Origin of the sequence: Micromonospora sp. DH14 (assembly GCF_029809455.1) — a bacterium.
Classification (GTDB): domain Bacteria; phylum Actinomycetota; class Actinomycetes; order Mycobacteriales; family Micromonosporaceae; genus Micromonospora; species Micromonospora parva.
In genome coordinates, this window is the sequence record NZ_JARVKT010000012.1 from 196,389 (window position 1) to 210,279 (window position 13,891).

The following is a 13,891-nucleotide window of genomic DNA, read 5'->3' on the forward strand; positions in this document are numbered from 1 at the left end:
GAACGACCTGCAGCACGCGGCTGAGGGCGATGCTGCGCTGCAGGCCGACCCGGACGGTGTTGGCGTCGACATCGGCGACGCGGCGCATCAACCACGGGCGTTCCGCACCACGGGGGATGCCGTCCATCTGCCAGGTGAGGTCGCCGATGAACGCATACCGCTTACCGGAGGTCAGCGTGACGAACACGACGACCGAACCCGGAGTGTGGCCCGCGGCGAGGGCCACGATCACCGAGCCGTCTCCGTAGAAGTCGAAGCTCGCCGGAAAGCCGAGATACTCCGGGCCGTCGAAGGCGTACTCCCGGATCTCCAGGCCTTGCGACACCGCGCGGAACACCCTGCCGTGCGAGTCGTCGGCGCCGTAGCGGATCTCCGACCCGTTGATCCAGACCGGCACGCGCAGGGAGTCCAGGCCGCTGACGTGATCCCAGTGCACGTGCGTGACGAGCACGCCCAGAAGCCGGGACCGGTCATAGCCGGCCGCATCGAGTTGCTGCGCCGCGGTCCGGCTGGGCCGGTGGGGAGCACGCTCCATGCGCGCCAGCATCTTGATGTGCTCCGCCACGTGCTCGCCGAACCCCGCGTCGATGAGCAGGTCCCCCTTCGGGTGGGAGATGAGCACGGCGGTGGCCGCGAAATCCCGCTTGTCCCGCACGGACCCTCCGGTCACGGCGAACACCGCTCGCGTCGTGTATGTGCCGGTGGGCAGACGGTACAGCGCCATGTCCGTCGGCGGAGTCGCCTCGGGCGGCCGGCCTGTCCAATCTGGGGAAGGTGATATGACGCCCGATATACGGCCGGGCGGTGGCGTGCCGCGCGCAGAGACCTGAGCGAGAATGGGCCAGTTCGAACCGCATCCCTGGAAGGACCCTCCCTTGGCTGGTGGACTCGTAGCCCTGCTGGATGACGTGGCGGTGCTGGCCCGGGCCGCTGCCGCGTCGATCGATGACATCGGGGCGGCCGCCGCGAAGGCCGGCGCCAAGGCTGCGGGTGTCGTCGTCGACGATGCTGCCGTCACGCCGCAGTACGTGCGGAGCCTGGCGGCCGAGCGCGAGTTGCCGATTATCAAGCGCATTGCCGTGGGGTCGCTGCGCAACAAGTTCTTCATCATCCTGCCGGCGGTGCTGCTGCTCAGTCAGTTCGTGCCTTGGCTGCTCACTCCGATCCTCATGCTCGGCGGCGCCTACCTCTGTTACGAAGGCGCGGAGAAGGTGTGGGCCAAGATCGCCCATCACGGTGCCTCCGGCGCGGGCGAGGAGAAGGTTCAGGACGAGACGACACTGGTGTCTGGGGCGGTACGAACCGACCTGATCCTCTCGGCGGAGATCATGGTCATCAGCCTTAACGAGGTGATCGATGAGGCGTTCTGGTCCCGCCTGGTGATCCTGGCTGTCGTCGCCGTCCTCATAACCGTCCTGGTGTACGGCGTGGTGGCCCTGATCGTAAAGATGGACGACGCCGGGCTGCGCCTGTCGCAACGTTCCGGCGCCGTCGCCACGTTCGGCCGCGGTCTGGTGAGGGCGATGCCGGTGGTCCTCACCGTGCTGACGGTAGTCGGCACCGCGGCGATGCTGTGGGTGGGCGGGCACATCCTGCTGCTAGGCACGAACGAGCTGAACCTGCACTTCCTGTACGAGGCCGTGCACCACGTGGAGGTCGCCGCCCACGACGCCACGGGTGTTCTCGGCGGGCTCGTCGGCTGGCTCGTCAACACGGTGGCCAGCGCGATCCTCGGGCTGATCGTCGGAGCGCTGGTCGTGCTGGTCATGACTCTCACGCTCCACCGCCGCACATCCAAGGCTGCGGCTGCGACTGCGACGGCCACGACTCGTACTGACGGCACCATCCCCGCGCCGCTGAGCCGTGCAGCTCAACCGCGCGACGCTCCTGCGGACCGAGCGCCGCGCGGTTGACCGCGACATCTAGCTTGCTTCCCGGCCAGGCGACCCATCGCCCGGTGGGTCGCCGAGGTGCTACCAAGGAACCGTGGCTGATCTGACAAGCTCCCTCCACGCCGCGTCCCTGGAGACTCCGCGCCTGCTCCTGCGCCCTTGCCAGGACGACGACCTGGACGGGTTCGCCGCGATCAACGCGCAGCCCGAGGTGATGCGCTACATCCATGACGGCAACACCCTGGACCGCGCCGCGACCGAGAAGCGCCTGGCCGTCTATCAGCGGCATTGGGACGAGCACGGCTTCGGCTTGTACGCGGTTCAGATCAAGGAGACCGGTGAGCTGGCCGGTTTCACCGGACTGGCGGTGCCGACCTTCCTGCCCGAGATCATGCCGGCAGTGGAGATCGGTTGGCGGCTCGGCCGTACGCACTGGGGTCGGGGCCTGGCCACCGAGGCGGCCCAGGCGGTCGTCGCCCGCACTCGTGCCGAGCTCGACCTCCGGCGGCTGGTCAGCATTCACGTCGTCGGCAACGATGCGTCCGCTCGGGTGATGGTCAAGCTGGGCATGTCGTTGGATCGCGAAACGGTGCAGCCGGACACCGGCCGCCGGGTCCGGGTGTACGCGATGGACCTGTAGCGCGGCATCGGGGCATGAGCCCCGCGCTCAGCGTTGGCCCGGGCGACCTGCGAAGCGCGTCACGATTGACGAAGCGCCTGAGCGATCTCCTGCCGCAACAGTGCGGCCTCGTCGTCGCTGTCGCACAGCAGCAGCACCGTGAGCTCTGGCCGACCGACCGGAAACGCCCAGTGCCGCACGGCCTGCGACAGGACCCGGAACAGCGTGTTCCGGTCGTCTGCACTGTTCGACAGCATCCGGGACACGTTGTCGACGACGATCAGGTACCCGTCCGCGGGCAGCCAGTTCAGGTCACGAAGACAGTCGGACAACGCGTCCCAGTTCCAGCCGAAGTAGCCGGGGAAGAGCAGCGCGTCGGAGAACTCGTAGAAGGCGAGGTCCGCGTCCGCCATCCTCGTTCCGTCAAGTCGGGCGACGACGAACCTGCCCGTTGCCGGTAACACCGCCGCCAGCTCGACCAGGGTAGTGCGTGAGCAGACCACGAGGTGATCGGCGGAGTCGTTCCGCCCACTGCTCGTCATTCAGCCCAAGCTACGCGACGGCGTTCGATGAGGCTCCGGCATGCCGGGCACGCCGACATCCTGCGGGAGCTGATCGACGGTTCCACCGGTCGGTAGGGGCCCGCAGCTCCCGGGGCGACCGCGAGCCGATCGCCCCGGGGTGTCGTTCGGCGGTTTGCGACGTACCCGTAGACCGGGGTTGCGGGAATGAGCTCGACGACGCTGCCGGTGGCGCGGGACTGCTCTGCCGCACAGGTCGTCCCACGACTCCGTCGGCCAACTGGAGGCCAGCGTTGTCATTGCATCGATCCAGCGGACGCCGTCACGAACGTTTCCGCGCAGCGTTTCGCGCGCCTGCGTGTCCCCTTTGCGGGCGAGCGCCTCCAAGACGCCGACAGCAAGGTTGAACTGATTGTCGTCATCGGTCGGGAGGCCCGGGAGGCCGCGCTGAACCACGTCGACATGGCGGTGCTGCATTGGGGTTTCCCCCGGAGACGGGTGCGGCGCCGGCAGTTCGGGCCGTGACCGCGCTGCTCGCCGAGGGGCGAGTGAACTGGCTCAGACCCGGGTGATCCGTACCGCGTCGGCGACCACGAGCCCGGTGCCGCTGGTCCAGCGACTCACGCCGACCTTGTTGCCCGTGCCGGCAGCCAGGGTGAACACGCCGATCGAGACCCACCTACCGCCGTTGATCCGCTGATTGACGAAGACGGACCTGCTGCCTGTGGTGGTCTCCACAAGGTATGGCGTCTGGTTGTTGTAGCCCGCGTCGGCGGGGTACCAGACTGAGATCTCATAGCTTCCGGTCGCCGGGATGGTCGACCGGAACCAGGCGACGTCGCTGGACGACACCGGACTGGTGAACCGGTAGTCGGTGCCGAACCGTTGGCCGGAGTAGGCCGACGTGCCCCATTCGGTGCTCGCGGCGAAACCGCCCGAGGTGCTGTTGTCGATGGTCGTGGTCCGCTGCTGCGGCGGGGTCTGGGTAACCCTCACGTCGAGGTAGTTGCGGTCGATCTTCATCGTGACGCCGCCCCACGTCTCGGTGACCTCCCCGGCGTACTGGTGTATGCGCTGCTGGTCCGCGTAGTAGGCATCGGCGTTAGCAATAGAGGGTCGCCGCCGACCCGGCGCCGAGGTGGCCAGGGGTGTTGTCGCGGCGCTGATCGTGCGCCGCCGGATCGCCGTGACCACGGTCGCCCGGACCCGCAGCCGGTGGTTGCCTGCCCGCTGTGAGCGTTGAGTAGCGCCGAGAGTCAGCGTCCCCGTGGGGGTCGCCGAAATCACGGGGGACAGACAGGCCCGACCGCGAAGTGTCGGCCGGCGGCTCAGGCCGGGCTGAACTGGATGAGGACCGACGCGGTCGGCAGCTCGTCCGGAGCGGGTGGCGCCTCGGTGCGCCAGGCCAGCCGTACGCTCCATCGGCGGCCCGGCGGCCCGGCGGCCCGGCGGCCCGGCGGCCCGGCGGCCCGGCGGCCCGGCGGCCCGGCGGCCCGGCGGCCCGGCGGAAGGCGGTAGGCGTCGGCGATGCCGATGTTCTCGACCGCCACGTAGCCCGGCGTCGAGCTGACCCATTGATCGAGCTCGTGCGGTGAGGGTGGAACGTCGCGCCGGTCGTTGCTGTCGTCGATCATCGCGAACAGTCGATAGTCGACATCGACGTACAGCTCGGTGTGCTCGACCAGCGCCGCCATGCTGGCCCCTCCCCGTTCGGTGGACTACGAGGGTAACGATCTCCCGCCGACCGTGAGTGTCCGCACACTTACTCACCCTGAGCGTCGCTGCCGCTGTCGGACCTCGGGGCCTGAACACTTTCCCGCCTGATCGGCAATGTCAGGGTGAAGCGCGGACTTTGCCGAGGAGGGCCATGGCTTCGGATGCGGATTTGATAGGCCGCTCGCTGGATGGCGATGTCGACGCCTTCGTGGAGGTGGTTGAGCGTCATGAGGCCGCCGTCGGTTCGTACCTCGTTCGGCGGGTTGGGCGGGATGCGGCTGAGGACCTCCTGGGCGAGGTGTGGGTTGCGGCGTTCGAGTCGCGGCGATCGTACGACCGGTCGTACAACGATGCCCGGCCGTGGCTGTACGGGGTGGCATTGAATCGCCTGCGGCGCTACTGGCGGTCCCGGCCGGCCGAGGACCTGGTCGCGGACGTGCCGGACGTGGCTACTGGATGGGATCCGTGGTCGGCCGTGGACCTCGGCGTGGACGCCCGGGCGGTGCTCCGGTCGGCCCTGACGCGGCTCAAACCCGAAGAGCGGGAGGTCCTGAGGCTCGTCGCCTGGGAGGACCTGACCGCAGCCGACGCCGCGCGGGCTCTCGGCATACCGGCCGGCACCGCGCGGCGGCTGCTGAGCCAGGCCAGGACGGCACTGCGCGACGCCCCGGGGGTGTCCGCGCTTCTGAAGGACCGCAACAGCGGGAAGGAGAGACACCGATGACCGACGAGCTCGATCTGGTCGGTGCGTTGGGCAGCGCAGAACCACTACGCCCGGAGGCGTATCAGCGGGCCCGGGCGGTGCTGCGGGCGGCTATGGCCGACCCCGGAACCGTGCGGCCGCTGGGTGCGATATCAGCGGAGGACACGACTATGGAGACGACGTCAACCATGGAAACGACGACAACCACGCGGGACCACGAATCCAGCCCGGCGCTTCAGCGTCGCCGCCGTATCGGTATCGCGGGCCGATGGGGCATCGGCGCCGGGGTGGGGGTCGCCGCCGCGGCGGCAGTTGTCGCGGTGGTGCTCAACTCGCCGGCGACCGGGGGCGTGGAGGCCGGCAAGGATTCGTCAGCCGCCACCTCGGCCTCGACCGCAGTCGACGGGTCGGCCGAGCGTACGCCGCTGATGACCCTGGCCGGGTCCATCAAGACGGTCACCCCGGCGGCGGGCGACGCGTGGCTGGTGAAGGCGACGCAGGTCGACGGCACCAAGACCATGCAGGTCGTCTACACGCTGTACACCGACGGTCATGCGATCTATACGGGCAACAGCGTGAAGGACATCAAGCGTGCGATCGCCCGTCACCAGGACCAGATGACCGACGGCGGCTACGCTCCGCTTCTCAAGGCGGCCATCGCCGCGGCGGACAGCAGCCCGGCCGACGGCCGGACCCAGATGCTCAAGGCAGCCAACGATCCGCTGGTGGGCCTCGACCCCGCAGCGCAGAAGGCGGTGTGGGACAAGCAGCAGGCGCACGCCCAGGTGATCATCAAGCAGAAGGGCGGCAACGCCGAGCCGAAGCCGTACAGCCCTCAGGCCGTTCAGCGGCACTTCGACAACGCCCTGTGGACGTACAGCACCCAGGCGCTGTCCGCTGGCGACGGCAACACGCAGGTCCGGGCCGGTGTGCTGCGTCTGCTGTCCACCATCTCCGCGGTCAGCGTCAAGAACTCGACCACCCACGGCAAGGCCACGCTGACGATCACCGCCGGCCCCGAGGTGTTCGGCGGCCAGGGCAGTGAGGTACTGACCATCGACGCCACGACCGGCATGCTCGTCAAGGACGTCTCCACCGTGCCGGGCCTCCCTCAGGCCTCCACGACGTACGAATCCTCCCGCGTGACGAAGGCCGACCTGTAAGCCGGGAGTTGTCTGAGACGCCCATCCCACCGTCGGTGCCGTGACCAGCCGTCGTCGGTGGTGACCTCTTCGGAGGTCGCCACCGCAGCTAGGCGTGTGCGAGCTTCAGAATCGCACCGAGCGTTATCGGCGATGGGGCAACGGATTCGGACGCGGTATTACCCCACGAAGCGTGATGTCTCTTCGCGTTTCAAGCGATCCCCGTCCCATTGGGCGGGGATTTGCTGTTGTGGCGAGGATGCCCTCCGCAGAGGTGAGCGGGTAGATCGCGGTCAGGACACCGACCCGGACCGTCGGACGGCTGACGTAGGTGGTCGTTGTTCGCCGATGTTGGCCGCCTACTACTGCTCAAGATGGGACGCTGGCACGTGGACTGGGCAGCGAGCCGGGGGAGGGTGGCATCGGGATCACGGTGAACGGCCTCTGATGCGTACCGCTTTGATCGTAGTAGTGGCGCTGGTGGCGGCGGTGGTCGTGGACCTGATCTCCGGCGTGCTGGTTCGCCGGGTAGCCCCTGGCCGTTACCGGTGGTTGTTGGAGCCGTTGCGGCATACCTGCCGGCGGCCGGCAGCGGCGGTACTGCTGGTGGGGGCGCTGTACTACGCGCTGCCGTTGGAACCGGTCGGGTGGCAGCGTCATCTGCGGCACGCCGTCCTGGTGGCCCTGGTTCTGTCCGCGGCTTGGTTGGTGATCAGGGCGTTGCACGTCGCCGAGGCGGTCGCGTTCAGCCGGCTGCCGGGTGACGCGGCCGCCAGCCGACGGGTCCGGCGGGCTCGGACGCAGATCCGTCCCGTGCGGCGGCTCACCGTCGCCGTCGTCACGATTGTCGCGATCGGCCTGATACTGATCACCTTTCGGCCGGTACGCCTCTTCGGTGTCTCCGTGTTGACGTCGGCGGGGGTGGTCGGGGCATTGATCGGCCTGTCTGCCCGTACCGCGCTGGGCAACGCTTTCGCCGGTGTCCAGGTCGCCTTCGCCGACGGGCTGCATGTCGGCGACGTGCTGGTGGTGGACGGTGAGTGGGGCCGGGTTGAGGAGGTGAAGCTCACCAATGTGGTGATCCGGCTCTGGGACGAGCGGATGCTCATCCTGCCAACGACGTACTTCACCGAGCGGCCGTTCCAGAACTGGACCCGAAACGAGTCTCGGGTAATAGGCAAGATTCAGCTCCATGTCGACCACACCGCCGACCTGGACGACCTGCGTCGGGAGACGCGTCGGCTGGTCGAGTCCTCATCGCTGTGGGATCGCGACCAGTGGGTGCTCCAGATGGTCGATTCCACGCCGCAGACGGTCGTCATCCAGGTGCAGGCCTCGGCCGCCGACGGTGCCAGCGCCTGGGACCTGCGCTGCGACCTGCGCGAGGGGCTGATCTGCTACCTGCGCGACCACCATCCGCAGTGGCTGCCCCGCACCCGTAGTCAGTATCAGCCCTGAACAATGCTCCAGGACTCGCGTCCGGCCACCACGGGGTGACGCCCGCTCACGTCGCGCTGGCCTGCGTGCTGAGGCAGGACATGGTTGCGGCCATCCCCCGATCGTTCACCCAGAACACACCCGGGAGAACGCGCGAGCACGCGACCCGCACCTGACCGAGGAAGCATGACGGCATTGGACAGGGCATTCCCGCCACCTGCCGGCCCGCAGCCCTGGAGATGTTGTAAGGCGCTGACCAGCGGGATCCTGCGACTGGGTCCTCGCACCGTAGCGCGACCCCGGCGGCGTGCGCCCGCTCAGCTCGCGCCGCTGGACCGCTCCCTTCCCTTCTCGTCCCGCCAGCCGCCGGGTTGGGGATGGTAGCCGTAAGCGGCAGCCCGGACTGTTTCCGCGTTCTCCAGCCCTGAGCCAATCGCACCGCCGACAGTGGCCAATGAACTGGTGATCCAGGCGAGCCTCAGATAATCGCTGGCACTCACCTGCCGCTGCAGAATCTGCTCGAACACGGATGTGTCGATCAGCAGCGCCCCGACGAGCACCGTTCCCACGAACAGCACCACGTAGGACACCGCCGTGGCCAGACTGAGAGTGAGGATCGTACCCAGGTTGAACAGCCGTGCCAGCTCAGCCGGCGTCTCGCGGCTCGGCTTCTCCCACAGGTCGTGCGCAACGATCAACCAGGCCACCAACGCGCTCAACCCGAGCACCATGATCACAGCGAGCCGGAGTCCGCCGAGGGCATCGCCCATCTGCCAGATGGTGTCCGTGGTGAGCGCGAACGCAGCCGTGCCGAACGCGCCGACCAACAGCTTGGACAGGCCCAGCAGGGCCCGTCCAGGACGGTTGGCGCGAACCATGCCGGTCAACAGGCGCGCCCGGCCGATCAGCCCCGAGGCGAGGTAGCGCCGCTCACCAGCATCGGTCCCGTCGATCACCCGACGGACGGCGGGAAGGTGCCGCGTCGTCTCGGCTGGTGCCCGATCGGCCGGCGGCACCCGGTGGTCGGAGGCGTCGGCCAGCAGTTGGCCCACCAGATCCGGGAAGGCTACGCGGACCGAGCGCATTTGCCGCAGTCCCAGCGCGGGCAGGGAAATCATCCCGACTTGGCGCCGGCCGGAGGTCTGCGCGACCAGGGGCGCCCGCCCGACATGCAGTGGCAGGTCGGTCAGGCAGATGGCGACGTCCCACCGATCGTCCGTACGCCGCCTAGCAAGATCGTCAAGCAGCGCCTCCGCGCCGCCATCACGGCGCGGCGCCACCTCCCCCCAGCCTTGCCGGACGGTCCACCGCACGTCCGCGCTCACCCGCTCGGTGAGCCCGCTGACCAACTCCGCAGTGAGCCTCCCAGCCACCCGGGCCGGCTGGTCCGGTGGGGTTGCCACCAGTCCCACGACTATTTCCGGGCGATGCCGTTCGCTGTGGGTCACCGCTGCTCCTCACCGGTAGCCGGGCACGGCCGGCGACGGCGAGAACCGGGGGCGTCACGCGCCGTCGCGACAGCTCCCGTGCCGACCGACATGGTGGTAGAACCAGGTCGCCGAGGGGAACGCCTCAACCGCCGTGCAGCGCCAACGCGACGCCTGCGTCGAACCGGAGGCCCGCCCACGCAGCCTAAGAGACCATCCCGAAGGGTGTAGCTGATTCGCCGGGCTTAGGTCTCTTCGAAGGCGATGGACGCCCGGCAGGCCGGCCACGCCGCACATCGGCCAACAGGCTGGTGACCTCCTCGACCGGAGCCGAAGAGGTCACCATCGCAGCTCGACTCGCGAGAGTGATGCCGAGCATCATCGGCGGTGGGGGAATGGGCTCGGACACGTTATTACCCCACGAAGCGTGATTTCTCTTCGCGCTCCGAGCGATCCCCGTCCTGTCGGGCGAGGATTTCGCTGTGCGGGACAGGCCGCCCACCGTTGCGGCTCGGGCCCGGACGCGCGGCTGCCCTACCGGGCAGCGGCGAGCGTCAGGCGGAGAGTTCGGCCGAGATCAGCGCGGCCAGTTCGGTGGGCTGAGAAAGGAACGGCGAGTGTGAGGAGTTCATCCGCAGCACCCGTTCGGCTCGTTTGGCCATGAGTTCCTGGGCGAAGGGCGGCAGGGCGTTGTCCGCCTCGCAGACGATGTAGGTGCTGGGAATGGTGTGCCACGCCGCCTGGGTCAGCGGCTGCTGCGTCGATGCCCAGGCCTGGAGTCCGAGTCGCCCAACGGCCTGTTCGGCGATTTCCGGATCGACGTCGCCATAGAAGACCTCTCGGGGCTGCGACGGCTTGATGTAACCCTTGCCCTTGAGTTCGGCCCGCTCGTGTACCTCCCACCACGGCGGAGCAATACCGCCGGCGGTGGAGAACAGCGAATCACCGACATCCGGTTGGAAAGCAGCGAGATAGACAATCCGGCGTACGTTGTGCGCAGCGCCGAGCGCTTCCGTGACCGGGGCACCGCCGTAGGAATGGGCGACGACCACGACCGGGCCGTCGATAGCGGCGACGGCGGTCTTGACCACGGCCGCGTCGTCGTAGAGGTCGCCGAGGGCTGCGGCGTCGTTGCCGCTACTGGGCAATGAAACCGTGTGGATGTCGATATCCGGGAGTTGCTCGACGAGCGACTGCCAGGCCCAGGGCCCGTGCCAGGCGCCGTGCACGAGAAGAAGCGACGGAAGTGTCCTCAAGATGTACTCCTGCCCAGGATGGACGGACGTGATCGTGTTGGAATTCGCTGATGCCTGCGCGGTGGTGTGGTGTGGTCACCGCGGTGTGGAACACCGAATCCGATCGGCGCCAGCGGAAATATATGCCGCTACTTCCCAGTAGTCAGATGCGGTCGGCTATGAGCCGAGCCACAAACCTGACGCTGGCGATTGTCGTCGTGGGTAACGACACATTTCCTGGGCCTCCATGCCGATCCAAGGGCCGTAGTGACCATTGTTCATCTGCCACGGCGAGGGGCTGACCACCGAGTCTGTCGACGTCACGGATGGGGCGAGTGCGGCGGCGCTCGCTGAACGGCTGACCACGACACTGGCGCAGGCCGCCGAGCGGTGGGGTTACCGGCGTTACTGGGTCGCCGAGCATCACAGCTTTCCCGCCTCAAGCAGCCCGGCGCCTGCCGTTCTCCTCGCCCACCTCGGTGCCGCGACCCGCTCCATCCGGCTCGGGTCGGGAGGAGTCATGCTCACCAACCACGCACCACTGGTCGTGGCCGAGCAGTTCGGCGTCCTGAACGCCTTCCACCCCGGTCGCATCGACCCGGGTGTCGGCCGATGCTCACCTCGTTGATCTACGACCCCTCCGACCGCGTACGGTCCTTTGCCCTCGTCGGCGAAGAGTTCGGACTTGAGGCAGGCGCTTGCTGACCGGTGGCGCCGCTGAACTCGCGGCAGCGTGATCGCGAACCAGACGCGCCTCGGGACCGGTCCCCGGCAAGCACAGGTCGGCGATCCTCTTCAGGTTCTCGGCTCCTGGGTGGGCCGGCGCGGGTTGCGTGACCGTGCCCGTTTGGGACGGCGTGGCCACCGATGCGGCCGCGTACGGTCAGCGGTTGTCGTTGGGTCCCAGCGCGTCGCGGCGCCAGGTGTACCAGCCACGGCAGAGCACGTAGGCCGCGATGGTGGTCAGCGACACGAATCCGTCGGCGATCAAGGTGCGTACCGCGTGGGGGACATCCAGGATGAAGGCGGCCTGGATGGTGACCGCGATCTTGTGGAACATCAGGAGTTCCCACATGCCGCGCTGCTTTCGGGGTGCGACCGCCAGCAGAGCCCACATCCCGGCGAAGACGATGTAGGCGCAGGTTCGCCAGTACTCGGTCAGGATCAGGTCTTCGGAGACGTCGCCGAGGCGGGTGACGCCTTCGACGAACGGCACCAGGGTGGCGGCTGCCGTGATCGCCATCAGGATGCGCCCGGTCCGATCCTGCCAGCGGGTCGGTGTCGTAGCGGCGGTAGCGACTTCGGTCTGGGCGGTCATGTAGCTTCCCTGTCTGCTCGATCACGTCGTACTCGTGGGCCGGTCGAGCATCCGTCAGCGGGGCGCGGCACCGCGTCGGTGGTAATTGCGTAGTCGCCCGTGTGGTGGCGTCGCGAGCACGCCTGCTGTTTTGTGTATGGGCCTGCGGCAGGCGGACCGGCTGTCCGGCTGGCGCGGACAGGCCCAGCCCTCATGATGGGTGTGCGGCGCGACCCCGCAGCTACGCAGTTGTCACCGACGCGATGGCAGCGCCGGCCGCGACATGGTCGTCCCCATGAAACGTCGCACCGTGTTGAAGGTCTTCGGCTGGGGAGCCGGGGGCGCCGTCGCTCTCGGCGGTGGTGGCTTCGGTGCCTACTACCTGAGCGCGAAGCAGGACACCGTCGGAAAGCTCGCCTTCGACACGGCATTGTCGGTTCCTCCGCTGGCCCCGTCGCAACGCGGTGCGTCCGGAGCCCAGGTCTTCACGCTCGGCATCCAGCCGGGCGAGACCCGGTTCAAGGACGGGAAAGCCACCCGCACCTGGGGCGTGAACGGCACCTACCTCGGCCCGACGATTCGCGCCCGGCGCGGCGAGCGGGTCGAGTTCGCGGTGCGCAACGGCCTCGACGAGGCTACGTCCCTGCACTGGCACGGTATGCACCTGCCGGCAATGATGGACGGCGGCCCGCACCAGACGATCTCGGCTGGCGGGACCTGGGAACCGTGGTGGACGATCGACCAGCCCGCCGCCACTCTCTGGTACCACCCACACCTGCACGGATCGACCGCCGACCACACCTACCGAGGCCTGGCCGGGCTGTTCATCCTTGACGACGAGCAGACCGAGGCGCTCAACCTGCCGTCCGAGTACGGCGTCGACGACATCCCGATGATCGTCCAGGACCGCGCGTTCGACGGCGACCAGCAGTTCGTGCAACGGGAGCCGCTGGCGGGCTCGCTGGGTGTGATCGGTGACGAGATTCTCGTCAACGGCACGATCGGGCCGTACGTCGACGTCACGACCCGGCTGGTGCGGCTGCGCCTGCTCAACGGGTCCAACGCGCGCCTGTACCACTTCGGGTTCTCCGACGACCGGCGTTTCTCGCTCATCGCCACTGACGGTGGTCTGCTCGCCGCGCCGTGGGAGACCGATCGTCTCTACCTCTCGCCCGGGGAACGCGCCGAGATCGTGGTGGCCTTCGAGCCGGGGGAGCGGGTCGAGATGCGCGCCTACCCCGCCGAGCACGGCGGTGTGCTGGGACGGCTCGACGGCTTCCACGACCGGTTCGACATCTGCCAGTTCCGGTCCGCCGCCTCGCTGTCCAACGACACCACCGTTCCCGCCGTGCTCGGCGTCGCCCCGGATCTCGTCGACGAGGTGGTCGCCCAGGAACGCTCGTTCGTGCTCGCGTCGAACCAGATCAACGGCCGACCGATGGCGATGGACCGCATCGACTTCGGTGTCCGCGAGGGCACCGTGGAGGTGTGGGAGGTGACGAACGACAACGGGTACCTGCACAACTTCCACGTCCACGACGTGCAGTTCCAGGTGCTGACTGTCGACGGCGGGGAGCCGGATCCATCGCTGCGTGGATGGAAGGACACCGTCCTGCTCGTACAGGGCCGGCGTTACCGCCTGGCGCTGCGCTTTCGGGACCACACCGACCCGAACAGGCCCTACATGTACCACTGCCACCTGCTCGCCCACGAGGACGACGGGATGATGGGTCAGTTCGTCGTCCTCGGCGAGGGCGAGCAGGTTGGCAATCCACCAAGCCGGCACCAGCACCAGTGATCAGGGCGCCAGGATGACCTTGCTGGCGACGGTGCGGGGTGTGCGATCGCATCGGTAGGAGTTGTCTATCCGTCTGGTCCGTGCCGGGCGCGAACAGTGCGATT

14 protein-coding genes and 1 pseudogene are annotated in these 13,891 nt (G+C 68.2%); 8 read left to right on the plus strand and 7 right to left on the minus strand.

Annotation, left to right across the window (positions count from 1 at the left end; all coding sequences use genetic code 11):
- Positions 1-133: 133 nt before the first annotated feature.
- Positions 134-952: pseudogene (locus QCZ28_RS18195) on the minus strand (MBL fold metallo-hydrolase); the annotation flags it as partial.
- Between QCZ28_RS18195 and QCZ28_RS18200 the strand changes: the two are divergent.
- A complete protein-coding gene (locus QCZ28_RS18200; protein ID WP_279517756.1) occupies positions 876-1,913 on the plus strand; it encodes a DUF808 domain-containing protein in 1,038 nt (345 codons plus the stop codon). The pseudogene QCZ28_RS18195 and the gene QCZ28_RS18200 overlap by 77 nt on opposite strands.
- A gap of 73 nt (positions 1,914-1,986) precedes the next feature.
- Positions 1,987-2,532: a GNAT family N-acetyltransferase gene (locus QCZ28_RS18205; RefSeq protein WP_279517757.1), complete on the plus strand. Its 546-nt coding sequence runs from the start codon at positions 1,987-1,989 to the stop codon at positions 2,530-2,532.
- A gap of 59 nt (positions 2,533-2,591) precedes the next feature.
- Here QCZ28_RS18205 and QCZ28_RS18210 read toward each other — a convergent pair whose 3' ends face one another.
- Positions 2,592-3,053, minus strand: coding sequence for a barstar family protein (locus QCZ28_RS18210; RefSeq protein ID WP_279517758.1), 462 nt, complete (start codon positions 3,051-3,053; stop codon positions 2,592-2,594).
- Between the two features lie 186 nt (positions 3,054-3,239).
- On the opposite strand from QCZ28_RS18210, the gene QCZ28_RS18215 reads away from it, so the two are divergent.
- Entirely contained in the window at positions 3,240-3,557 is a 318-nt protein-coding gene (locus QCZ28_RS18215) for a hypothetical protein (RefSeq protein WP_279517759.1), read from the plus strand.
- A 33-nt stretch (positions 3,558-3,590) separates the two neighbouring features.
- On the opposite strand, the gene QCZ28_RS18220 is transcribed toward QCZ28_RS18215, so the two are convergent.
- Positions 3,591-4,226 (minus strand): hypothetical protein, encoded by a 636-nt coding sequence (locus tag QCZ28_RS18220; protein WP_279517760.1) that lies wholly within the window; start codon positions 4,224-4,226, stop codon positions 3,591-3,593.
- Positions 4,227-4,360: 134 nt separating this feature from the next.
- The gene (locus QCZ28_RS18225; protein WP_279517761.1) at positions 4,361-4,726 is read right to left on the minus strand and encodes a hypothetical protein; all 366 of its coding nucleotides are present in this window, start codon (positions 4,724-4,726) and stop codon (positions 4,361-4,363) included.
- 173 nt (positions 4,727-4,899) lie between these two features.
- Between QCZ28_RS18225 and QCZ28_RS18230 the strand changes: the two genes are divergently transcribed.
- From QCZ28_RS18230 to QCZ28_RS18240, 3 genes are all read left to right on the plus strand, one after another.
- Positions 4,900-5,472, plus strand: a complete 573-nt coding sequence (locus QCZ28_RS18230; RefSeq protein ID WP_279517762.1) for a sigma-70 family RNA polymerase sigma factor — start codon at positions 4,900-4,902, stop codon at positions 5,470-5,472.
- Positions 5,469-6,614 (plus strand): hypothetical protein, encoded by a 1,146-nt coding sequence (locus QCZ28_RS18235; RefSeq protein ID WP_279517763.1) that lies wholly within the window; start codon positions 5,469-5,471, stop codon positions 6,612-6,614. The genes QCZ28_RS18230 and QCZ28_RS18235 overlap by 4 nt, the downstream gene beginning before the upstream one ends.
- A gap of 426 nt (positions 6,615-7,040) precedes the next feature.
- Positions 7,041-8,051, plus strand: coding sequence for a mechanosensitive ion channel domain-containing protein (locus QCZ28_RS18240; protein ID WP_279517764.1), 1,011 nt, complete (start codon positions 7,041-7,043; stop codon positions 8,049-8,051).
- A gap of 296 nt (positions 8,052-8,347) precedes the next feature.
- On the opposite strand, the gene QCZ28_RS18245 is transcribed toward QCZ28_RS18240, so the two are convergent.
- Positions 8,348-9,478, minus strand: coding sequence for a hypothetical protein (locus QCZ28_RS18245; RefSeq protein ID WP_279517765.1), 1,131 nt, complete (start codon positions 9,476-9,478; stop codon positions 8,348-8,350).
- 533 nt (positions 9,479-10,011) lie between these two features.
- Positions 10,012-10,713 carry an alpha/beta hydrolase gene (locus tag QCZ28_RS18250; RefSeq protein WP_279517766.1) on the minus strand — a complete coding sequence of 234 codons (702 nt, stop codon included), beginning with the start codon at positions 10,711-10,713 and terminating at the stop codon, positions 10,012-10,014.
- Positions 10,714-10,966: 253 nt separating this feature from the next.
- Between QCZ28_RS18250 and QCZ28_RS18255 the strand changes: the two genes are divergently transcribed.
- The gene (locus tag QCZ28_RS18255) at positions 10,967-11,320 is read left to right on the plus strand and encodes an LLM class flavin-dependent oxidoreductase (protein WP_347815118.1); all 354 of its coding nucleotides are present in this window, start codon (positions 10,967-10,969) and stop codon (positions 11,318-11,320) included.
- Positions 11,321-11,575: 255 nt separating this feature from the next.
- Here the strand turns inward: QCZ28_RS18255 and QCZ28_RS18260 are convergent, their stop codons facing one another.
- Positions 11,576-12,010 (minus strand): hypothetical protein, encoded by a 435-nt coding sequence (locus QCZ28_RS18260; RefSeq protein WP_279517767.1) that lies wholly within the window; start codon positions 12,008-12,010, stop codon positions 11,576-11,578.
- Positions 12,011-12,284: 274 nt separating this feature from the next.
- On the opposite strand from QCZ28_RS18260, the gene QCZ28_RS18265 reads away from it, so the two are divergent.
- Positions 12,285-13,787: a multicopper oxidase domain-containing protein gene (locus tag QCZ28_RS18265; protein WP_279517768.1), complete on the plus strand. Its 1,503-nt coding sequence runs from the start codon at positions 12,285-12,287 to the stop codon at positions 13,785-13,787.
- Positions 13,788-13,891 lie beyond the last annotated feature (104 nt).